The organism is Psychrosphaera ytuae (assembly GCF_017638545.1).
Taxonomy (GTDB): Bacteria; Pseudomonadota; Gammaproteobacteria; order Enterobacterales; family Alteromonadaceae; genus Psychrosphaera; species Psychrosphaera ytuae.
In genome coordinates this window covers 2,237,222-2,259,542 of sequence record NZ_CP072110.1, presented here as the reverse complement: position 1 = coordinate 2,259,542, position 22,321 = coordinate 2,237,222, and the positions used below count along the sequence as shown (strand labels likewise).

The following is a 22,321-nucleotide window of genomic DNA, read 5'->3' as shown; positions in this document are numbered from 1 at the left end:
CCTACAAAACTTAATGTTAAAAATATTTAACACGCAGTATTGGAGAAAAAACAACCGATGTCAAATATTTTTAACATCGGTTGTTGGGCGTTTTAGATTTATTCTTTGTTTGTTTTAACTGACTTTAACTCAGCAACCAATTTTTGGTCGGCGGAGCTTTCTGAGTCTTGCTCGGGAAACAGCTTAGAATTTTGTAATTTAAGCTCTTTTAGGATTTGATTTTGTAAGATCACAGAACGACGATTCATCGCGATAAGTGACTCTAGCAGTGCTTCAATCTTTGCCGTGTTCATATCGGCACCCATCAGCGCTGAGTCAATCGCGGCCATTTCAGGATCGTTGCTCATCAAGTCTCGATCTACGAAATTACGCGATGCTGGAGTTGAGCGAGGCATTCCACCTGTACGAGACGACATACCTTCACCATCCATTTGGTGGTTTAACTCAGATGAGACTTCTTTGATCACTTCTTGGATCACTTCAACGTCAACCGAACGCTTTTCTTCCATGTAAGAAAACAATAATACTCGGTCTAAAAACGTATTTATTTTTCTTGGGATCCCGTCCGTAAACTTATGGATTGCTGTGACAGAATCACGAGTAAATAATGGGTCTTCCTGCCAGCCCGCCTTTTGCATTCGATAATTAATGTAATTGTATAACTCATCTTCTGACAGAGGCGTTAAGCTTGCAGAGGCTATGACTCGCTGCCTAAATTGCTCCATGACAGGTGCACTTAACACACCTTCTAATTCGGTTTGACCCAATAAAAAGCTTTGAATAATGGATTTGCCGTCTACTTGAATATTAGACAACATACGCAGCTCTTCGATAGATTCAACAGGAAGGTTTTGAGCTTCATCGATGATTAGTAATAAACGACGACCTAGTGCATTTAGTCGACGCATATAATCGGTCAACTCGGCAATATGGGCTGCTTTTGTATCACCTTGCGGGTGGAGTCTAAACAGCTTTGTAATGGCAATGATCAAATCATCAGGTGACAAATTAGGCGTTACTAATTGGCGAGCTACAATATTGTCTTCTTCGAGCTGAGCGATCAGGTGGTTCGCAATTGTGGTTTTTCCTGTACCTACGTTACCCGTAACTACTATAAACCCTTCTCCTTGGCTCAATCCATATTGAAGGTAAGACAATGCCTTTTGGTGGCCTGTACTTGCGAAAAAAACTTCAGGGTCTGGGGTAAGCTGAAAAGGCTTTCTGTTTAATCCAAAATAAGCTTCGTACATTCCCTTTAACTCCACAATTGATTTGATAACGCACTCGAATACATAACGGCTGAAATATTATCATATCCAAGCAAGGTTAAAACTATAATAATCTGTCGCTATGGTGCTTTTGTTTTACTGCGTGTCACTAACATTGTGAATGCTGGCACCCAGATCAATGAAGCTAAAGTAGTAAACAACAAACCTGTGATAATCACGGTTCCCATTGGCATCCACAGATCACCACCAAATAAAGTCAGAGGTAACAGACCTACTATTGTCGTTAATGACGTCAAAATAACTGGCGTAAATCGACTACTTGCGGATTTGACCATAGCGTCGCGTTTATCTAGTAGATGCACTCGACCTTTGTTGAAGCCATCTACAACTATAATTGCGTCATTAACCATAATACCGATTAAACTGATCAATCCGATAAACGCCATCATAGAAAAGCTCAAGCCTGTGACAAACATGCCCACGACGGCACCCGCAAAAGCGATAGGTAACAAACTAATGATGACCATTGGCTGAGCAAAACTATTAAACTGCACAAACAACAGAACAAAAATCCCGACAACGACAATGATCATGATCTGGGAGAGTCCACCAAAACTCTGTTTACGCGCTTCTTCTTCGCCACCAATTTTATAACTCAAGCCATTGTTCCAAGATAAACTTTGAAGATAGTTGTCTATCTCTGCGGTTACTTTGGCCACATTACCGGTTGCCATTACATCCGCCGAGACACGATTCATCCGAGTTCTTTGATAGTGATAAAACGCCGGTTGCAAGCGAGTCACTTGCACATCGGCAAAGGAAGAAAGTGGAATAGGTTTGCCCAATTGGTTTTTAATGTAAATTTGGTCTAGATCGAGCGCTCCAGTCGCTTCTCCTTTGACTAGCACTCTAAAGCCCTGACCAAACCTATCATTGATGGTTGCTGCTACGGCACCGTCTATTAATAACCGTACCTGGCGCTCTGCACTTGCAAGTTCAACACCTTTTTGATGAGCTTTTATTTCGTCTATTCGAATGTCATAAGCCAGACCAGACTCAGCAGAAATGTTACGAACATCAAACACATGCTCTTGTTTTTCCATAAAAGCTTGTAGCTCTGAAGCTCGTCTGGCGACTTGCTCTAAATCATCACCCAAGATTCGGAAAGTAACAGGACGGTCTGTGACAGGCCCTTGTTGAAATTCAAATACATTAATTCGGCCAAGCGTTGAACTTGAGTATTTGTTTCTGATTTGTTTGATCAAGTTTTGAATTTGATTCTTTTCATACTCTTCGGTAATAACCAACAGCTGAGCGTAATTGGTTCGTCCGCGTTCTGGAACATGGTTGTAGTATATTTGTGGACTTGTCGCTCCTACCGTACTAACAACTTGCTGCACGCCGTCAAACTGTTGTAATTCGTTACTTAATTGTAAAGTAACACTTTTAGTATGCTCAATTGAGGATTGCACCGGCGTTTCTAGGTTGACCACTAATGTATTTTTTTCGGCTTTAGGGAATAAGCTCACTCCAACCTGAGACATCAAGCTGGCACAACCCACTACGATTGCAATAAATACTAAAATAACTAGCACAGGCTTGGTCAACAACACATGTAAAAATCGAGAAAATGGGCCGTCAGCAAACTTATTCAAATAATGAGACAACGACCAGCTCGATTCCTGAGAGACGCCAAAGACGCCCATTAATACCGGTAGCACGACTAATGCAACAACCAACGACATCACCAGAGCAATCGATACTGACACCGGAAGTGCCCGCATAAAATCACCGGTATCACTTTGCAATAGAAGTAACGGTAAAAACGCAAATACGGTCGTTAGAGTTCCTGCCACCAGCGGCATTCCGACCTCTTGTATGACACGTTGCACAGCTTCGGCCCGAGAAGCGACCTGATCTTTTACTTTTACGAACTGTTCTACGACAACCAAGGAGTTATCGACAAGTAAACCAAGTGCGACAATCAATCCAGCTATGGTCATTTGCTGTAGAACAAACCCCATCATATTCATCAGGGTTAAGGTTGCGAATATTGTCAGTGGTAGCGCCAGTGACACCCACATGGATTGTTTAAAGCCCATAAAGAAGAACAAACAAACCAAAATCAATATCAAACCACTGGCTAAATCCCCTAAAAAGCCATTGATACGAAAGCGTACACTGTCCTCCTGAGCAACAATCGTACTCACATGCACCTCTGGATGAGTTTGTGAGAATTGATCTACCACAGCGCGTGTTTGTTTACCTAGGGTGTAAATATTAGTTCCGTCACGTTGTTGAACCGTGACATAAACAACGGGCTGGTTGCCGACAAACGCTAAATTATCCGGCTTGTAAAACTCCAACGAGATGTTGGCTACATCGCTGACCAATACTTGCGCCGTGCCGTTGGTTTTTACTACTGTCTGTTCAATTTCTTTAATGCTTTTGTATTCGCCTGATAGATTTATCGTAAAACGAACTTGTTGATCATCAATATACCCAGCATGGGTCGCCTTGCCCCTTGAGCCAATCGCTTGCTGTACTTGCTCAATGCTAATGTTGTGTTGTATCAGTTTTTGACTATCGACAGCTACAGCGACCACCATTTCTGGCATCCCCCAAATTTGGGCGCGCTGCACGTTATCAAGTGCCTGTAATTCGTCTTTAAGCTTGGTTGCGGTGCGCTTGATCGTTTGCCAGTCATTATCTGGATGAGATATCGCCAATTGCAATACGTTTACTGTGATAGGTGACGCCTTGAAATACAGTACCTTTTGCACATCTTCAGGAAATCTATTTTGCACCCGACTGACTGCCCGAACTACTTCGTCAAAACCTGCGTCAGCCTCTGTGCCGTGGATAAACCTAACCGTAATATTAACAGCGCCATGGCGAATTTTGGTCTCAATGGTTTTGATGTCTTCGACTAATTCCAATGACTGTTCGATAGGACCAACGACTTGCGTTTCGAGCAGAGCTGGAGACATTCCCGGGGCGATAACTTCAACGACACTGATGGGCAGATAAAACTGTGGATCTTCCGCTTTAGGCATAGTCACCAAAGAAGAAGTCCCCAACATCATCACCATCGCAATGATCAGCCCTAGTAATCTGACATTGTTACCTAGATAACGGTTGATGTGCAGTAACATGTCCTGTCCTTAGTTAAATGTCTCAATGGTGATGACATCGCCATTAAGCGCTTCGAGGTAGACCGTTTCAAAGTCGTGATCAACAACCTTCATCCTAGTGGGAAAAGCACCTTTATTAGTAACCAGACGGACTATCGCGGTATTATTAAAGTCTAACTGTGCATGAGAAACCGGAACTGGATATACCATAGATTGATTCTGAGTCAGTCTAACCTTGTACAAAGAGCCGATACGAGCTTCAGGAGCTTCGTTTACTGCTATTTTAACGACAAACAGTCCTGTATCGCGATCAGGCACTTGAGCTAGCGTTTTTACTTCACCCAGTAACACTGACCCGGACAAGTTACTAGTAAGTTCTACTTGCATACCAACCGTTAAAAACGCCAACAAACGATCTTGAACCGCCACTTCTACCACATAATTATCAACCGTAGGCGCAATATCGAGTACAGCCTGGCCCGCCGCCACAAACTCTCCCGCATCGACTAACCTAGAAATCACCACACCATCGAAGTTTGCAACAATATGGGCTGCGTCCAAAAACTCACGTGTACGAATGATTTGTGCACGAAGTTGTGAAGAGCGACTTTTGAGTCGATCGAGCTCACTTTGTGATACTGCGTTTACTTTTTTTAGCTTTGTGAGACGTTCGATTTCTTTATTGACGAATGCTTTTTCTGCAATAAGTTGATTCAACTCAGATGACAAGTCATCGGTATCAACCTTTGCCAAAATCTCGCCTTTTTTGAACATTTGACCTTCTTCTATCGCCAACTGGGTAATGTTGCCAGATGACTTAAAGGACGCCTGATAGGTTTTAAAAAATGCCAATTGACCGACGCGAAAAGATTGCTTTGAGTAATCCTGGGCCTTTATTTGCAAGGCTTCCAACGCAAAAGCAGGAAACCCTAACAAACCAATAGCAATAATAAATAATGTTGTACGTACCACCAAGGCAAGCTCCTTTTCACTCAGCTCGTGTGCAACTCGACGATAGGGAAAACGTCGGTCGAAATTATTGTGACTTTGGCTAATATTAAGTGAGTGACTTTTTTTTATCCATTTTAAAAACAAAAAATCCAAATTTTTTTACTAAATTTGTATAAAAGTATTCCGTTTTTTTAGAGAAATGCTCTACGCTTGCTAAAGAGCTAACCCTCTATAACTTAACTAATTTTTGGAAAATATAATTAATACTAAGGCTACAAATGAAAATTGCCATCTTGTCACGTAACGAAAACTTGTACTCTACACGTCGCTTAAAAGAAGCTGGCGAAGCTATGGGTCATCAGGTCGATGTCATCGACACTCTTCACTGTTACATGGACATAACTTCAAGCCGACCGACAGTAAGGTACCACGGTTCCGAGTTACCCAAATACGATGCGGTCATTCCTCGAATCGGTGCTTCGGTAACCTTTTATGGTACGGCGGTAGTTAGGCAATTTGAAATGATGGGTACATACTCAATCAATGAATCCGTTGCCATTAGCCGCAGCCGCGACAAATTGCGTTCTTTGCAATTATTGTCACGCAAGGGTATCGGCTTGCCTCGTACTGGTTTCGCAAACCGTCCTGATAAAATTAAAGACTTAATCAAAAATGTCGGTGGCGCACCACTGGTGATCAAGTTATTAGAAGGGACTCAAGGTATCGGTGTTGTACTAGCCGAAACTAATAAAACTGCTGAGGCCATTATCGAAGCCTTTATGGGACTTGATGCTGACATCCTAGTTCAAGAGTTTATCAAAGAAGCCGGCGGCGCAGACATCCGCTGTTTGGTTGTGGGCGGAAAAGTAGTTGCAGCAATGAAACGCCAAGGCGCAGAAGGTGAGTTCCGCTCTAACCTGCACCGCGGTGGTAGTGCAACCCTTGTTCGACTATCAAAAGAAGAACGTGCAACTGCGGTTAATGCTGCCAAAGCAATGGGCTTGAATTTCTGTGGCGTGGATATTTTGCAATCGGCCAATGGTCCTATGGTAATGGAAGTAAACTCTTCACCAGGCCTTGAAGGCATTGAAACAGCAACAGGTAAAGACGTTGCAACTTTGGTTATCGAATCAATTGTTAAAAACAGTAAGCCAAATAACAACCGCACTAGAGGCAAAGGTTAATGAAACACGAACCATTGTTTATCGATGGCAATGAGATTTTACCTGGTACAACGGTCAAGCTTGATTTGCCCGTTGCCAAGCTCTATACCGACGCAGACGTAACGATTCCGGTGCAGATTTTTAGAGCAAAGCGACCTGGTCCTACAGTATTCATTAGTGCTGCAATTCACGGTGACGAACTTAATGGTATAGAGATAATTCGTCGATTTATCTCTAACCCTAAGTTCAAGTTATTGCGTGGTACACTAATCGCTGTACCAATGGTCAATGTATATGGCGTCGTAAACCAAAGTCGCTACATGCCTGACCGTCGTGATCTTAATCGAAGCTTTCCAGGTTCAGCTAAAGGCTCATTAGCCTCAAGAGTCGCGAATAAGTTTATGACTGAAATTGTTCAGAAATGTGACTATGGTATTGATTTGCACACAGGTGCAATCCATCGTTCAAACCTTCCGCAAATTCGGGCCAACTTAAAAGATCCAGAGACCAATGAGTTAGCACAAATGTTTGGCGTACCAGTGGTGCTTAACTCTGAACTTTTAGAAGGCTCACTGCGTGAGGCCGCCGCCGACTCTGATACTAAAATACTTCTGTATGAAGCTGGTGAAGCTTTGCGATTTGACGAGTTTTCAATACGTGCGGGTGTTAAGGGTTTAAGTAACATTCTACGCCACTTTGGTATGTTGCGCCGCTCACACCAGAAAAAACTCACGTGTGCGGTCGCAAATAGCAGTAAGTGGTACAGAGCAAGTGCCTCTGGTATTGTGAACAACAAAAAATCGTTAGGCGACAAGGTTGAAAAAGGCGACGTACTAGCCGAAATAGGCAGTCCTTACGGAGAAGTGTTCAGCAACGTCATTGCGGATAAAAACGGCATCGTCATTGGTATGCAAAATATACCACTTGTACAAGAAGGCGAAGCTATGTTCCATATCGCCTTTTTCAGCGAAGAAGATGATGAAATTGTTGAACAAATCGAAACGGTTCAAGAACAACTTTTACCTGAACTATCAGGCGGAATAGAGCAATGAGCAAAAAAATAACTGTTGGTAATTTAGAAATTTGTAACTTACCTGACTTAGGTATTAAAGAAATGGAAGTACGTGTTGATACAGGTGCCAAAACCTCTTCTTTACACGTTGATAATATCCAAAAGTGTTCAATTAAAGGTAAGCCCGGGGTTAAGTTTGATATTCATCCCGACTTTCATAACGTAAGTCGAATTCAAACCTGTACTGCTTACATTCATGACATGCGTAAGATCAAATCTTCAAATGGCGTATCGGAGCAACGTTATGTGATCAAAACCCCAATTCAACTTGGTAAGAGTGAATGGGAAATTGAAATCACCTTAACCGACCGCAGTGATATGAGCTACCTGATGTTATTAGGGCGTGAAGGATTGGGCAAACGCTTTTTAGTAGACCCTTCTGAAGTGTTTATGGCATCAGAAAAAGAAGAATAACCCTTCACAAACCAAGCATACTAAGCGCCGCCGATTAGCGACTCGTTCGTTAAGGTGGCGTTTTTTATTATCCAAATTCAATTTGCAAATGAGAATTGTTAGCATTAAGATATCCAAACATTAACAAATTACAGGATACAGGCGATGAAACTGAACCCAATTTCTTCAGTAACTGCATTGGTACTAGGTACTGCATTACTCAGTGCGTGTGGCGAGGCACCCAAAGACTCTATGGCTAAGCCAGAAGAAATGGCGTCTACAACAACGTCTAACCAAATCAAAGTAAATCCAGAGTCTCTTTGGGATACGTATGAATCACTAGCGACAAAGATTAAAGACCAGCATACCAGTGCGTCGTTTAAAACCTTAAATACTGATGCACAACAGCTAACACGCTTATCTACAGAGTTGTTACCGCAATTTATTGAAGCGAATCAAGAGTGTAAGCAGTATTTATCCGTCGCTATCAATTCAGTCGACGTGATGCTCAATTTATCTTTGGATCAAATTGAAGCCGACTATCATGCCGATGGTAAATTGCCAGCGATGAATGATGTGAAGTGTTACCACGCCAAAGATTTATTAGTGCACCCAGCGACAGTGGCCGTTATTGCCAATCGACTACCAGAAAATAACGAGTCGCGTGCCATGATTCACGATGAAATTGCCGAAGTGTTAGAGCACTTAAAGCAGGTTCAACAAGCTTCTGTTCGAAACTAAGTCAAACACCATGTCTCCGTTTAGGCTTAATTGAGCAAAGGGCAGTTTATAACTGCCCTCTTTTTTGTTTTACTTAACCTGTAATTCGGCGACTTCTCACCAAATATAAATACAAACCTGTAAATGCTAAAAATACAGGACTTAAACCAATCACACACCAAATAATTTTGGTCGTTAAGCCACCAAAATATCCAAAATGCAGCTTTCTAAAGCTATCTACAACGACGTGAAGAGTTGGACTGGTTCTCACATCCGCAACTTGTAATAACTCCCCGCTCTGAACATCATAAGTCAGTGTACTTGCATATTCACTGTGTAATGGATTGGCACTGTTGACTTCACCATAAAAAGTAATAGGTAATTCAGGCTCAAAAGGTAAAACCAAATATGTCGCCTTAAAGTCTTTTATGTGTTGGGTTTGCTCATCTAATAACGCTTGTATAGACAAGTCTGTGTTATAGAGTGGCTTCTCGATTAAGTAATGTTCTTCAAAGGCGTGTTCGGTGACTTCATGAACAACCTCAGAGATATTCCAATAGCCGCCCGTAAAAGCCAAAATAAGTATTATGGGCGAGCTCACAATACCAATCATCTTGTGGATGTCGCTAAAAAAGATCCTACGTGCCTTGTCGATTCTCAACGTGAAGAAGTGTTTCCAAAAGTTTCGGTATAAATAAATGCCAGAACCACCTAAAAACAAGAACAAGATCGCGACGACTGCGCCAACGGTTGCCCCAGACGTATTCAACAAAAACTTGTAATGGAGATCCAACAGCCAGTCGGTTAAATAATGGGAAACGTCCACTGGGGCTGCCAACACTTCGCCAGTGTATTGGTTTATGTATAGCTTGTGCCATTCATCAGTGCCTTTTTCGATCAAATATGCAGTGTCTGCTCTCACTTTATTGTCGAAAATCTCCCAACTACCTACTACATACTCTGGATGGGCTTGGTTAACCGACTCGATTAGAGTATCAATGGGTAAACGGGGAGTTGAGTCACTGACATCAACCATCGTTTTTTCAGGCATTAGAAGGTAATCGACCTCGACTTTAAACACCAAAATACTGCCCGTTATAGAAATAATAAATAGCGGCAACATAGCAATCAGTGCTGATACAGAATGCCATTTAAAGATCTTTTTTCTCATGTGGTTTGTCCATATACGAAAAAAGGGCACAACTGTGATTTAACTCACAGTGCGCCCAATTGCTTCAAGAATAAGTTAGAAAGAAAGGCTAACCGTTGCAGAGTAATTAGATGGTGCACCGTAATACCCTTGTGCCCAGTACAAGCTGTTAATGTACTTTTCATCTGTCACATTATTGGCATTTAGGGCAACACTGATCTTGTCATTGATTTGATAGCTAGCCATCAAATTAACAAGTGTGTAAGCGTCTTGCTCTGTGACAATACTTGCACCGTTTGGTAAGGCACCTTGGATTCGGCTAATGTCACTTTGAAAGTTTGCATTAGCACCTAACGTCAAGCCTTCGATGGCAGTAACGTCATGAGTGATCGCTAGTTTAATCAATGTGTCTGGGGTGTAACCTTTTACAGTCTCATCACCGTCCACTTCAAAGTCGGTCACGCCAAAACTGATGTTTGTGCTATCACCAATTTGACCAGCTAATTCAAGCTCATAACCCGTGCTACTGATACCATCTGTACCAATGTAACGTTGATCATCTGGGCCTAATGCAGCAGTTGCAGGGTCTAATTTGGCAACATTGGTTTGTTTAACATCGAAGTACGCTACTGAAGCAATCAAACGACCTTCAAATAACTCTGCTTTTGCTCCGATTTCAGCACTCTCACCAGTAATTGGGTCTAGTACTTTATCGTTAATGTCGAGTTCGGTCTGTGATAAGAAGGTTTCTGTGTAGCTCGCATATGCAGATACAGTTGGTGTTACTTGATAAACCGCACCTACATAAGGAATGAATACATTATCACCGCGGTCTTGGACAACCCCATAGCTTTGACCTTGAACATCCCAATCGTTAAAACGACCACCAACGATAGTGTGCAAACCTTCCGCTAAGTTTAATCGAGCTGTGAAATACGCTGCTTTTTGAGTAGTTTCGATTTCTGCACCAGTCAGCCCATCGTTAAAAGTTGGTCTAGGTGTATTTCCATCCCATGTAGGTAAAGCAGGAACAGCTGGAAAGCCATAAGGCGTTGAGTAGTCATATAACGAAATATCTTCGTATTCCATATCAGCATGACTAAGACCGACAACAACTTGGTGATCGCGACCGAACAACTGGAAGTTTCCTTTGGCATAAACGTCAAATAAGTTGTGATCATCGTTGTGGTCATATTCACTGGCATAACCCATTAAACCCAACTCAGTTGTTTTATCTGGAGTGCCGTATACGTAAAACAACTCTGAGTCTTCGTCTGTCTCTTTACGTGAGTAAGTTGCACGTAAATCCCAGTTATTATTAATAAAATGAGTAAACTCTACGACAGTATTGCTACGCTTAACGTCCCAATACGCCCAATTGGCTGATGTGTTTGTGCCCACATCATAGTTCGTAGCCGTACCATCTGTGTAAAACAGTGGGTTTGCGCCCCAGTTATTGCCAGTCGCGTCATTGTCATTGATGGTGTGGCTAAAAGATAATTGAGTATCTTTTGAAAGGTTTACCTCTAAAAAGCCATATGCGACCGTTTTATCTTGCGAGTAGCGATCCAAATATGAATCATTGCGCTGTTTTACAGCTACAACACGAAACGCAACATTATCAGTGACTGGGGTAGAGAAATCCGCTTCTACTCGAGTTTTGTTCCAAGAACCTTTAGTGATATTTAAATCAATGTCTTGCTGAGCGGTAGGGCGCTTACGGATAAAGTTAACCGTTGCTGAAGGGTTACCTACCCCAGTCATCAAACCATTTGCGCCACGGATTACTTCGATACGCTGGTAAATAGCGGTATCTTCATCCGCGTGGTTGTTACCTGAAATCAATGGCAAGCCAACACCATCAACCTGAAAGTTAGTAATATCAAAACCACGCGCAGTGTAGTAAGTACGGTCGGTTTCGATACGTTCAACTCTGACACCCGTTGCGGTATCGAGTGCCGAATTAATATCATTTAATTGGAAATCTTTAAGCTGTGTAGAGCTAATTACCGATACTGACTGCGGGATTTCGACCATTTTGAGGTCTAATCGCGACGCGCCGTTTACGTCATCTGCACCATAACCTTCGATATAACTGCCTTTAACTTCGATTTTTTCAATCTTGTCTGTATCGACTGTTTCTGATGCATATACCGAATTTGACATCGCAAAAATCGTCGCAGCACACACTGCATTGATTTTAAAAGCTTGCATTACTTTTCCTTCCAAAAATGATCGTAAAAATGGTTAAACGTTCTTAAATAAAATTACAAATAAGAACAATTCGCATTATCATATTTTAAAGGAAGCATTTTGTAAAGCTAAATAATAACAATTCTCATTTACACTTGTTTTCAAGCTTTGTAATAGCCAATTTAAAGTCCCAAACCAAAAAGCCACTTCAAGTGAAGTGGCTTTGATTATTAAGAGTGTGATGCTTAGAACATTTGATATGTCACGCTTAGCTTGATGCTGCGTGGCATAATGTAACGTCCATTCGGAGCCGCTGGGTTACGCGGATCACCCTCTGTAATGCCTAGCTTGTCGGATACGTTATCGATGGCAAGTTGCAATTTAACTTGATCAGTTGGCTCGTATAACAAACCTAAATCAACTTTAGTGTATCCATCAAGGACAACGGTATTTTCGTTATTACCAAAACGGTCGTCTACTGATGTCACTGTACCGTATACCGTAAGGTATTGTTGGTTTTCAAGCTCGAATGCGTAACTCGGCGTCACACGCAGCTGCCAACCAGGCTGACGTTGTGATTCATTACCTTCGTTAGTCGCACTTGCAGTGATTTCAGTGTCCTGAACCGTCGCATTTAAGTTGACGTTAAATCCTTCCTGATTTGTGAAGTTCACATCAAACTCGGCACCAATCGCCTCATTTGTAAGAATTTCGGCTGGTACACCAGGACGACGTACAAAAGTGTCACCTTGGACTTCATTGGTAAATATAGTGGTGTATGCTTGGATTGCATCGGTCATATATTTGTAGCCAACTTCTAATTGCGATACTTCTTTGATCAGGTTTTGGCCTGAAGTGTAAGCACCGTAATTATCTCGGAAGTCATCGAAGTAAGGCATTTTATAGCCGTTATTTACTCGAGCGAATACCGCATTAGACTCATCAATTGAGTAATTAGCACCTAACGTCCATGATGTTTTAGATTCGTCGTAAGATAGTGCTTTAGTAATTTGACCGTCTAAACCTTCATCAACACTATATTCAACAACGTGATTTTCTGAACGAATACCACCGTCGACGGTTAGTTGTTCATTGATAATGTAACTAGCAGTTGCATAAAGAGCACGAGTTCGAGCATCACCTGTCGATGCAATGTCGTAGTTCCAAGTACAGCCTTCAATTGCATCGTTGCACTCTATGCCTGAGAGCATTTCGCCACCAGACTCAAGCACGTGATAAGCCTGGTTACCCAGTGACCACCAATCGTTAGCAGAGGTCGATGCAGTGTACAAACCAACCGACGTAGACAAGTTATCCCATGATTTACTCAATGCAAGATCGTTAGTAAAAGCACGGATATCTTTTAACACAACCCAACGACCAATTTGTTGAACGTCAGTGTCAGCGCCATAAACAGTGCCAGTCACAGCACCGGTTGCAGATTCACCGTTGTCGGCGACATTGGCTAGTTTGGTTGCTGCACCTTCAGGCACTAATCCAAAGGTATTCGCATCACCCGATGTTAAACTAAAGCGGTCAATGATATTCCAACCATTACCAAGGTCGAACTTGACGCTACCGCCTGTCACATGGCCTTTCCAACCGCGACCTTCCCCAAAATCGAATATGTCAGATTCGTTATTCGCACCATAGTACAATTTGGCTTGACGATTCAACGTACCAAGCTGCGTGTATCCCGCATCAACACCTTCAACATTAAGTGGAGTCGGTAGGTACCATGTTCCTGTGTCGTCAGTGATTCGGCTATAGAAGTTAACTTCACCCTTATCGAATTCGCGGGTCAAATTAATGGTAACCTGTTGGCCGTCTTCTGAAGTAAAGCCCGCATCTCGAATTCCTGGCGAGCGTTTAATATAACCGCCAATCATGTAGTACAAATCATCAGAAAGCTCGCCACTTAGTACTAAATCAGCACGCTGTAGGCCATAATCTGAAGTGGTGTATTTAGCCAAGGCAGCTGTATCTGGGCCACCGCGCTTAAGTCTAAAGTTAGTTGTTAATCCTGGTTGGCCATTTGATACCACTGGGTTTGGACCACCGCGCAACGCTTCCATTGTTTCGATGGTTTCGTCGATTCGGAAAATCGACGAGTTTTCTAGGAAAGACAAGGTCGGGGCTGGATAAATAGGAGAGCCTTCAATGCTCAAGGTTAAAAATGGCGCATCACCACTTGCCGGGAAACCTCGAACAAACACATTAGCACCAGATTCACCACCAGAGCTCTCTACCCAAATACCAGGCACGGCTTTGAATAAATCTGCGGTACTTTTTGGTGAAATCTTTTCGATTAGATCTGCGTCTACATTAGTAATAGCAAAACTTGCGTCTTTTTTGCTGATCCCTACACCACCTGGTGTACCACTAACGACGATGACTTCTACGTTTTTTTCTTTGTCTTTTGACTCTTCTGCTAGTGCTGGTGCTGCCATTAAAGATAAGGCTACGGCACTGAACACAGCATTTAATTTGTGCAACTTGTTCATTGAGGTTTCTCCCAACTTGAAATTTGACTGTTGTTAATATTTGTTCGATTTATGAGCTGTTTTTATTTTCGAACACTACCTTAAAAACAAATGCAAACGTTTGCAATAGTTTTTTACAATCGTTTGCATCAACCACTAGGAAGTCACGACAAAACGAAGGTAGAATGAAAATAATCCGAACAGAAATTACAAAGTAACCTGCGCTATGAAGATGAATATCGTAAAACTTGCCGAATTAGCTGGCGTATCGACGTCTACCGTATCACGAGCTTTAAAAAACAACCCAGTGATCAAGCAAGAAACCAGAGACCGTATTCAATCTCTAGCAAAACAGCACAACTTTAGTGTTAATACCGCCGGCAGCCGATTAAGAACCCAAAAAACCAACGTCGTCGGTGTCATTCTCAACTTAACGGACAACACAGCTCAAAGTATCAGTGACCCATTTTTGTTAAAAGTGGTTGGTGATTTAAACGAGGCACTTAACGAGCAAGGTTACGAACTTCTTCTGTCTAATTCTCATATGGCAACGAGTGATTGGTACAACTACTTCATTCAAAGCAGCCGCGTTGACGGGTTAATTGTCATCGGGCAAGGTAAAAGCTCGGTCGAAGTGGATAACCTGGCCGCCCACAATGCTCCTCTTGTTGTTTGGGGTGATCCGCTAACCGAGTCTAATTATCCTATTGTCGGCAGTAATAACGAGCTAGGTGGTTATCTTGCAACGCAACACCTGATTTCCGGTGGAGCCAAGCGCGTATTATTTTTGGGTGATGCGGAACATGCCGAAATGACTCAGCGCTACAAAGGCTATCAACGAGCTCTCACTGAAGCGAGTCTTCCTCATGACCCGGAATTAGTCGTACCCATCGACATTACGAGCAACTCTGCCTATAACAAAATCAACGAATTGATCCTCAAACAGGGTTTGTTTTTTGATGCGATTGTCGCAACCAGTGACATGGTTGCGCTAGGTGCAATGAAAGCCCTGAAAGAGCGTTATATTAACATCCCAGGAGAAGTCGGCATTGTTGGTTTTGATGATATTGTACTTGCCGAATTGCTACACCCCTCTCTAACCACCATTAAACAAGACACCAAAACAGCGTCTAAACTGATGGTTCAACAACTACTAAATCAATTTAATGAGCAAGAAACGGCCTCGCAGCTTGTCGATATTGAGCTGATTAAGCGCAGTTCGACTCGTGCTTAATCTCAATTTATCAGGTAGTTAGAGCTTTTAAGAACTACAGTAAGTCATTAGGCCTGATCATATTGCCAATAATAGGTTATTGATTGCAAAACCATGCAAACGATTGCAAAAATATAATTTGCTCGATATGCTTAGATCAAATCAGTATTGAGGGTGAGCTATGTCTCGAATTCGTATAATCATTGCTATATCGGCCTGTTATTTTTTGTTTGCTATTTTGCTCAATAGCGTTGGTACCGTTATTTTGCAGGCGATAAATTCTATGGACGTCTCTAAAACCGAAGCCAGCTCACTTGAGGGTTTTAAAGACTTATCTATCGCATTTGCTTCGTTTTTTATTGCCTCTTTGATCCCTCGGCTTGGTTATAAAATTGCCCTTTTTATCGCGCTCATCGCTGTCACAATAGGTTCATTGAACAGTGCACTCATGGCAAGCTTCGGCTCTATTCAACTCTTATTTGCCTTAATAGGCGTGTCCTTTGCGCTCGTTAAAGTTGCAGTTTATGCCATTATTGGTCAGCTGACCGACTCTGCTGAGCAGCATTCATCGCTGTTAAATACCGTAGAAGGTATTTTCATGCTAGGTAGCTTATCTGGGTATTGGTTATTCAGCCTGTTTGTCGATCCAAATGACACTAGCTCTCTTGAGTGGCTCAACGTGTATTATATTTTGGCTTTATTAGCAGTGGTTGCTCTGTTATTTGTGAGCTTTTCACCTATTTCAATACCGGCTATTGAAACCAAACAATCACCTTCCCAAGCATTTTTTGACATGCTCAAACTGAGTTTAGACAAACTTATTTTGATTTTTATTATTTCAATCTTTTTGTATGTACTCATCGAACAAGGCATAGGTACATGGCTTCCGACATTTAACAATCAGGTTTTAGGGTTACCGACTGATGTTAGCGTACAGTTAACTTCTATTTTTGCTGGGGCTCTGGCGGTAGGTCGACTTTTAGCTGGGGTTGTTTTGCGATATGTGAGCTGGTTTGTCTTTTTGACTGTGTGTTTGGCGGCCATGTCATTGCTCATTTTACTAACTGTGCCTCTGTCTGCAGACTATTCGGCCCAGTCGATAAAGTCTGTGTTTGATGTTCCGTTTGTGGCGTTTTTATTACCTCTTATTGGTCTATTTATGGCGCCAATCTATCCACTTTTAAATTCTGTCATGTTGTCCAGTTTAGAAAAACATCAACATGCCGCGATGACAGGTTTGATTGTGGTATTTTCCGCGCTCGGTGGCACCACAGGCTCGATTATTACAGGGTTTACTTTCGATAAATTTGGTGGTCAAACAGCTTTTTATCTGTCCATTGTACCTATTGTTTTGTTGTTTTTGTCGGTCTCACTGTTTTACAAAAAGACGCGCCTGCCAAACGTAACGGAGGCTTAATTAATGAAAGCAACACATACCCAATGCTCTGTGTTTTTCGGCTCAGAATTGTTTCGTCGAGTCCAATCACAGCACCTCTTTTCGGACAGCAAAACTTTTGCCGATGCAATTCCAAAGGTGGATATAGAAGAGATTTTAGAGCGTTATACTGCCCAATCAAAGACAGCAGATTTTGACTTGAATGAATTTGTCCAACAACACTTTAAGCTGGACGAACCAAAAGAGCTAACGGATGATAGCCAATCACAACACCTTGATGGCTATTTCGAGGCTATGTGGGAGTTGTTACAAGGCGCACAATTTAACGAAAGTTCAATATCGCTTATCCCTTTAAAACATCCTTATATTGTTCCAGGTGGCCGTTTTAGAGAAATATATTACTGGGATAGCTATTTTACGTCATTAGGGCTTATTAGAGCAGGTAAAACTGAGCTAGTTAAAGCGATGGTAAATAACTTTATCGATATTCAGTCCAGTCATGGCCTGATCCCAAATGGTAACCGTTATTACTATTTATCACGCTCACAACCTCCGGTATTGGCGTTGATGATTGAGCAATTAATGGAGCTTGTTCAAGAATCAAAACAAGAACTTACACCAGAACAAATCAAACACTGGCTCAAAGGTTTGGAGGATGAGTATCAATTTTGGATGAAAGGTGAAAACCAGCTAGATTCAAATAACAATGCCATTAACAGAGTGGTCCGCTTGCTTGATGGTTCTTTGCTTAATCGATATTGGGACGATGAGGCGACCCCTCGACCTGAATCCTTCTCAGAGGACAAAGAATTAGCTGAAAAATTAAATGAAGCGGCTCGCCCTAACCTATATCGAAATATTCGTGCTGGATGCGAGTCCGGTTGGGACTTTAGTTCTCGTTGGCTCAATGACCCAGAGTCACTTTTGAGTATTCAAACCACCCATATTTTGCCTGTGGACCTAAATTGTCTGCTGTTAAAGCTAGAGCAAACCATCGCCGAACTTTACCTACGTGTTCAAAATAACGTATGCGCTGAGCACTACACTACGCTCGCAAGTCGACGAGAGGCGGCGATCAATAGATATTTTTGGAACAAAAACCAAGGATTTTATTTTGATTATGACTTTGTCGCAAAAGTCCAAACGAGTATTTCATCATTGGCAGCCTCTTTACCTTTATTCATTGGCATTGCAACTCAAACCCAAGTGAGCAAAGTTGCTAAACACATTAATAATCAATTTTTAATGCCAGGTGGCTTGGTCACCACAACCTGTTCGACATCACAACAGTGGGACAGTCCAAATGGTTGGGCACCATTGCAATGGTTTACTGTAAAAGGGTTATTAAACTACGGCCAAAACGAACTCGCTAAAGAAATCATGACGCGATGGCTAGACACAGTAGAAACGGGTTTTAAAACGACCGGAAAAGTTATGGAAAAATACAACGTCGTTGATCCTGACTTACTCGCCGGTGGAGGAGAGTATGAAGTTCAGGCTGGCTTTGGCTGGACAAATGGCGTCTGTATTGAGTTTAAGGCGCTTCTGAACCAGAATAATTAATTAGTCTGTGATTTTAATACTGCAAAAAGGCCCCTCAGATTGTATCTGAGGGGCCTTTATTCTTAACCCGGAAGGTTCGTTTCCGTCTCTGCGTCTTGGTCTGATTTACGACGTTTTGGCTGGTGTTCTTTTGGCGTTTCGCTTGGCAGTATCAAACTGACAATTCGCCACCCTGCTTTAGGCTCAAACTTCTTACCGGTTGTAAATACTGCCACCTTCTTCTCACTGATAGACAACAAAGGTAATAAGTTGTCATCATACTGAGCAAGATAATCTTGATAGGTGAACTCTTCACTGATCGCTGTCGTTTTGATGACTGCACCTTTTTTCATCGCGCTGATCAAATAGCCATAGGTCGCTTGTTCAGAAAATAGCCCCATTTTTTTAGCAAACTCTTCACTGATCTTGTGACTTTGGTGCTTAGTTGAGTCGTTACTCGTCAAACCTAAAATTGCTGCATCTTTACCTAACTCATGCTCAAAGTGAGTCATAACCATTGGATTTAGCTGACGGTATGGTGACAGCACTAATACATTACCGATACCCGTCAAGTCTAAGTGACGAGAGGCATGGTCAGAAATCGGGTTTCCGAAATAAGTTCTGACATTATCCATTCGTGCTTTTTTGATCGCGTCCCAGTTGGTGTCGGCAATAATACTTTCGACATCATTGTTTTTAAGCTCGAGTGCTAACGCTTTTGAAAAGTCATTGGCCCCAAACATTAAGAAACCACGAGGCTCTGGGTCTCGAATTCCAAGATAATCAGCAACTTTTGTTGCAGTTAAACTTTGTACAACAACCGTAGAGATGATCACCAAAAAGACCATTGGTACCAACAGATCGGCGCCCGCAAAGCCCTGTTCTTCTAACTTAATTGAAAACAGTGCCGATACAGCAGCAGCAACGATACCGCGTGGTGCAATCCAGCTTAATAGCATTAGGTCTTTTTGTGCTAGTCCCGTTCCTATTGATGAAATGAAAACGGATAACGGACGGGCAACGAACATAATACCCAAAATCACCACGACTGCGCCTAAACCAACGGCTTGAATTGCATTAAAGTCTATGCGGGTTGCAAGTAAGATGAACAAGCCCGAGATCAGTAACACACTTAAGGTCTCTTTAAACTCTAAGACATCATCAACATCAACGTTCTTCATGTTTGCAAGCATGATACCCGCCACGGTAACCGTCAATAGACCTGACTCATGAGCAAGCGCATTTGAAATCGCATAAGAGCCCAGCATAATGGTCAATACAGCTGTATTTTTTAGATAATGTGGAAATACATCGTGGCGTAACGCTAAGCCCATAAAGTAACCAAACGCTGCACCAAAGAACAGCCCCGCACCCACGGTTTTACCGAATGCGAACAGTGTGTGCTCCAAAGCATTGTGTTGAGTTAACACAAACTCAAATACAAGTACCGCAAACAAAGCACCGATTGGATCAATTACAATACCTTCCCAACGCAGAATATTTGAGACATTTCCTTTCGGTCTAACTGAACGCAACATGGGGACAATTACAGTCGGTCCAGTGACCGTGACTATGGCACCGAATAACGCGGCTAGACCCCAAGAAATATCCAAAGTGTAATAAGCCAAAGGCGTCGCCACCAGCCAGGTTACAAGAACACCTACACTACAGAGGTTTCGCACCATGGCACCATGGCCACTGATATCGGAAAACTTTAGTGTTAACGCCCCTTCAAATAAAATAATCGCAACTGATAGTGAGACGACAGGAAATAACAGATCACCAAAAATACTGTCGGCATTTAGAACGCCAGTAACAGGCCCTACGATAATACCGACGACCAGTAAAAATAAAATTGCAGGTAATTTAACCCTGTGAGCCAAAAACTGACAGCCAATAGATAACAAACCGACAATAACTAAAGCCATGGTTGAATCAATCATAATAACTTCCATTAGTTACACCCAAATTAGGTGATTTCGCCGCAAGAATACGACCCTGCGTTTGAAAAGGCAATGACAAAAGAATAGCTAAAACTAACGAAATTTCATCCAATTAGGATCATTTTTTTAATTGCAGGTAAAAAGAAGAAAGAGATTTATTAAGTAAATGAAACAAAGGCTTAAACGTTGCGCTTAAGCCTTTCAATATCTTTATGCTTTAAAACGGTAAAGGCATCGCTTTGCCATTTACTGTTAACGCTAGGTCTTTCAATGAAACCGTTGAGCGATACTTGTTTTCTTCTGCGACAAGCAGCCCTTGCTGAACAAGTGACAACAGTACTGTTGCAGATTGTTGCTGAGCGATCATCACGATTTGCTCTTCTGGCATGTCTTTAGCTTGAGGGTTAGCGCGAATTTGTGATGCGACGGTCAGTGCAGCCCAGTGTTCAAACAACGACTTGTCGCCTTCTAACTCTGCATCAGCAACCGTATGGCTCAACCAAAATTTGCGATCGTCCATCTGGTCTGGAATGGCTTCAATACCAATTAACTGAGACGCCATTGAGCCACTAAAGCTACCTTGAGGAAGCGTACCATTTAACTTAGTAATATCCATTTTTGGCTCTGCTTTTAACAGATCAAGCACTGCAACATCAACAAATGTTTCAGCCGCCGCTTTAGCATCCGTACCTTGTTCTATTGCAGTTTGGCTTTCTTTTAAAAATGTTTCATAGGCAACAAAGAACTTACTGTCGATTTGCTTGAATGTCATTTCTAAATCGAAATCAGAACCGTCATTAGTGCCATCTTTGAACTCTTCTAAACTATAACCAACGATCATGTCTGCTAAACCCGTGTCATCGTTAAGATCAGTTTTGGTAATTACTGCAAGCTCATTTAATACAACAGGTGGCTTACCTTCAATACCATTAAAAGTCAGGTTTTTCATAGTGATGCTGCCTTCTGAATCATACAGATTCATCGACACTAACTTCTCGATTGTTGTTTGGGCTGTCAGGTCAAACGCAACCCCAGAGAAAGACAACTCGCCTGACGGAGAGTCGAAAGTAGAGTCTCCACCCATACCATAATATTCAAAGTTCTGACCATCATACGAACCAGCACCCGCATATTCTTTTACTGCAACTTGCAATGGTGTTTCACAGCTTGAACAATCAAAATCAAACTGGGCCATCTTGTCATTAAAGTCAAAGTTACCCAATAATGAAGCGTTTAAATTGAAAGAATACAGAGGTTGCTCTGCTTCTGTTGTGATATGTGATGACACTGATTTACCATCTACTTTGGCAGTTAACGCTACCCAGTCTAATTGCAAACCATCGTTGAAGATCACAGGTCCGTGAGCAGCATCCAAGTCAATTACAGCGGTAATAGGATCTAATTCAATATTTTCAGCGTCAGGTGTCGCTGCATTACCTGCTGTTAAGTCCAAGGTAAGTTGGATTTTAGCGGAAGAAGAAAACCATTGATTTTTGTATTCAACAATTTCGGCGTCGTAACCCGCTGAATTATTTATTAATTCAACGCGCTCTTTTACCTTAGATTCTAACGTCATACCAACAAACGTTGGTGCGATTAGTGCTGTTCCTACAACAGCTGCGGCTACCACTGATAGGCCAGTTTTGAGACTGCTCATTTCACATCCTTGTATATACAAATATTAAGAATTGATTAGATATGTTTAATTATGAGCAGTCATTATGCCTTATTTTTACTAT

The 22,321-nt window shown here is 42.0% G+C and carries 15 protein-coding genes; 7 read left to right on the top strand and 8 right to left on the bottom strand.

What is annotated here, in order from left to right; translation table 11 throughout:
- Positions 1-98 precede the first annotated feature (98 nt).
- The 3 genes from J1N51_RS10100 to J1N51_RS10090 form a co-directional block, all read right to left on the bottom strand.
- A complete protein-coding gene (locus tag J1N51_RS10100; RefSeq protein WP_208830971.1) occupies positions 99-1,250 on the bottom strand; it encodes an ExeA family protein in 1,152 nt (383 codons plus the stop codon).
- Positions 1,251-1,348: 98 nt separating this feature from the next.
- Positions 1,349-4,384, bottom strand: a complete 3,036-nt coding sequence (locus J1N51_RS10095) for an efflux RND transporter permease subunit (protein WP_208830969.1) — start codon at positions 4,382-4,384, stop codon at positions 1,349-1,351.
- A gap of 9 nt (positions 4,385-4,393) precedes the next feature.
- The gene (locus J1N51_RS10090; RefSeq protein WP_232842900.1) at positions 4,394-5,335 is read right to left on the bottom strand and encodes an efflux RND transporter periplasmic adaptor subunit; all 942 of its coding nucleotides are present in this window, start codon (positions 5,333-5,335) and stop codon (positions 4,394-4,396) included.
- Positions 5,336-5,592: 257 nt separating this feature from the next.
- Here J1N51_RS10090 and rimK point away from each other — a divergent pair, with 257 nt between their 5' ends.
- From rimK to J1N51_RS10070, 4 genes are all read left to right on the top strand, one after another.
- Positions 5,593-6,498 (top strand): 30S ribosomal protein S6--L-glutamate ligase, encoded by a 906-nt coding sequence (gene rimK / locus J1N51_RS10085; RefSeq protein WP_208830964.1) that lies wholly within the window; start codon positions 5,593-5,595, stop codon positions 6,496-6,498.
- Complete coding sequence (locus tag J1N51_RS10080; RefSeq protein ID WP_208830962.1) at positions 6,498-7,529, top strand: succinylglutamate desuccinylase/aspartoacylase family protein; 1,032 nt, start codon at positions 6,498-6,500, stop codon at positions 7,527-7,529. Before rimK ends, J1N51_RS10080 begins: the two co-directional genes overlap by 1 nt.
- Complete coding sequence (locus tag J1N51_RS10075) at positions 7,526-7,963, top strand: ATP-dependent zinc protease family protein (RefSeq protein WP_208830960.1); 438 nt, start codon at positions 7,526-7,528, stop codon at positions 7,961-7,963. The genes J1N51_RS10080 and J1N51_RS10075 overlap by 4 nt, the downstream gene beginning before the upstream one ends.
- 144 nt (positions 7,964-8,107) lie before the next feature.
- Positions 8,108-8,683 carry a hypothetical protein gene (locus tag J1N51_RS10070; RefSeq protein ID WP_208830958.1) on the top strand — a complete coding sequence of 192 codons (576 nt, stop codon included), beginning with the start codon at positions 8,108-8,110 and terminating at the stop codon, positions 8,681-8,683.
- Between the two features lie 73 nt (positions 8,684-8,756).
- Here J1N51_RS10070 and J1N51_RS10065 read toward each other — a convergent pair whose 3' ends face one another.
- From J1N51_RS10065 to J1N51_RS10055, 3 genes are all read right to left on the bottom strand, one after another.
- Positions 8,757-9,833, bottom strand: coding sequence for a PepSY-associated TM helix domain-containing protein (locus tag J1N51_RS10065; RefSeq protein WP_208830956.1), 1,077 nt, complete (start codon positions 9,831-9,833; stop codon positions 8,757-8,759).
- 75 nt (positions 9,834-9,908) lie between these two features.
- A complete protein-coding gene (locus J1N51_RS10060; protein ID WP_208830954.1) occupies positions 9,909-12,026 on the bottom strand; it encodes a TonB-dependent siderophore receptor in 2,118 nt (705 codons plus the stop codon).
- Between the two features lie 224 nt (positions 12,027-12,250).
- Positions 12,251-14,509, bottom strand: a complete 2,259-nt coding sequence (locus J1N51_RS10055; RefSeq protein ID WP_208830952.1) for a TonB-dependent receptor — start codon at positions 14,507-14,509, stop codon at positions 12,251-12,253.
- 205 nt (positions 14,510-14,714) lie between these two features.
- Between J1N51_RS10055 and J1N51_RS10050 the strand changes: the two genes are divergently transcribed.
- The 3 genes from J1N51_RS10050 (at position 14,715) to treF (ending at position 18,660) form a co-directional block, all read left to right on the top strand.
- Positions 14,715-15,722, top strand: a complete 1,008-nt coding sequence (locus J1N51_RS10050; RefSeq protein WP_208830950.1) for a LacI family DNA-binding transcriptional regulator — start codon at positions 14,715-14,717, stop codon at positions 15,720-15,722.
- A 160-nt stretch (positions 15,723-15,882) separates the two neighbouring features.
- The gene (locus tag J1N51_RS10045; RefSeq protein WP_208830948.1) at positions 15,883-17,118 is read left to right on the top strand and encodes an MFS transporter; all 1,236 of its coding nucleotides are present in this window, start codon (positions 15,883-15,885) and stop codon (positions 17,116-17,118) included.
- A 3-nt stretch (positions 17,119-17,121) separates the two neighbouring features.
- On the top strand, positions 17,122-18,660 hold the full coding sequence (gene treF, locus J1N51_RS10040) for an alpha,alpha-trehalase TreF (protein ID WP_208830946.1): 1,539 nt from the start codon (positions 17,122-17,124) through the stop codon (positions 18,658-18,660).
- A gap of 62 nt (positions 18,661-18,722) precedes the next feature.
- Here the strand turns inward: treF and J1N51_RS10035 are convergent, their stop codons facing one another.
- Positions 18,723-20,582: a cation:proton antiporter gene (locus J1N51_RS10035; protein WP_208830944.1), complete on the bottom strand. Its 1,860-nt coding sequence runs from the start codon at positions 20,580-20,582 to the stop codon at positions 18,723-18,725.
- 217 nt (positions 20,583-20,799) lie between these two features.
- Complete coding sequence (locus J1N51_RS10030) at positions 20,800-22,239, bottom strand: YdgA family protein (RefSeq protein ID WP_208830942.1); 1,440 nt, start codon at positions 22,237-22,239, stop codon at positions 20,800-20,802.
- Positions 22,240-22,321: the final 82 nt, after the last annotated feature.

Excerpts from the sequence above, each read along its gene's own strand:
- J1N51_RS10100 (WP_208830971.1), bottom strand. The coding sequence starts at position 1,250 with ATGTACGAAGCTTATTTTGGATTAAACAGAAAGCCTTTTCAGCTTACC.
- J1N51_RS10095 (WP_208830969.1), bottom strand. The coding sequence starts at position 4,384 with ATGTTACTGCACATCAACCGTTATCTAGGTAACAATGTCAGATTACTA.
- rimK (WP_208830964.1), top strand. The coding sequence starts at position 5,593 with ATGAAAATTGCCATCTTGTCACGTAACGAAAACTTGTACTCTACACGT.
- J1N51_RS10080 (WP_208830962.1), top strand. The coding sequence starts at position 6,498 with ATGAAACACGAACCATTGTTTATCGATGGCAATGAGATTTTACCTGGT.
- J1N51_RS10075 (WP_208830960.1), top strand. The coding sequence starts at position 7,526 with ATGAGCAAAAAAATAACTGTTGGTAATTTAGAAATTTGTAACTTACCT.
- J1N51_RS10070 (WP_208830958.1), top strand. The coding sequence starts at position 8,108 with ATGAAACTGAACCCAATTTCTTCAGTAACTGCATTGGTACTAGGTACT.
- J1N51_RS10065 (WP_208830956.1), bottom strand. The coding sequence starts at position 9,833 with ATGAGAAAAAAGATCTTTAAATGGCATTCTGTATCAGCACTGATTGCT.
- J1N51_RS10060 (WP_208830954.1), bottom strand. The coding sequence starts at position 12,026 with ATGCAAGCTTTTAAAATCAATGCAGTGTGTGCTGCGACGATTTTTGCG.
- J1N51_RS10055 (WP_208830952.1), bottom strand. The coding sequence starts at position 14,509 with ATGAACAAGTTGCACAAATTAAATGCTGTGTTCAGTGCCGTAGCCTTA.
- J1N51_RS10050 (WP_208830950.1), top strand. The coding sequence starts at position 14,715 with ATGAAGATGAATATCGTAAAACTTGCCGAATTAGCTGGCGTATCGACG.
- J1N51_RS10045 (WP_208830948.1), top strand. The coding sequence starts at position 15,883 with ATGTCTCGAATTCGTATAATCATTGCTATATCGGCCTGTTATTTTTTG.
- treF (WP_208830946.1), top strand. The coding sequence starts at position 17,122 with ATGAAAGCAACACATACCCAATGCTCTGTGTTTTTCGGCTCAGAATTG.
- J1N51_RS10035 (WP_208830944.1), bottom strand. The coding sequence starts at position 20,582 with ATGATTGATTCAACCATGGCTTTAGTTATTGTCGGTTTGTTATCTATT.
- J1N51_RS10030 (WP_208830942.1), bottom strand. The coding sequence starts at position 22,239 with ATGAGCAGTCTCAAAACTGGCCTATCAGTGGTAGCCGCAGCTGTTGTA.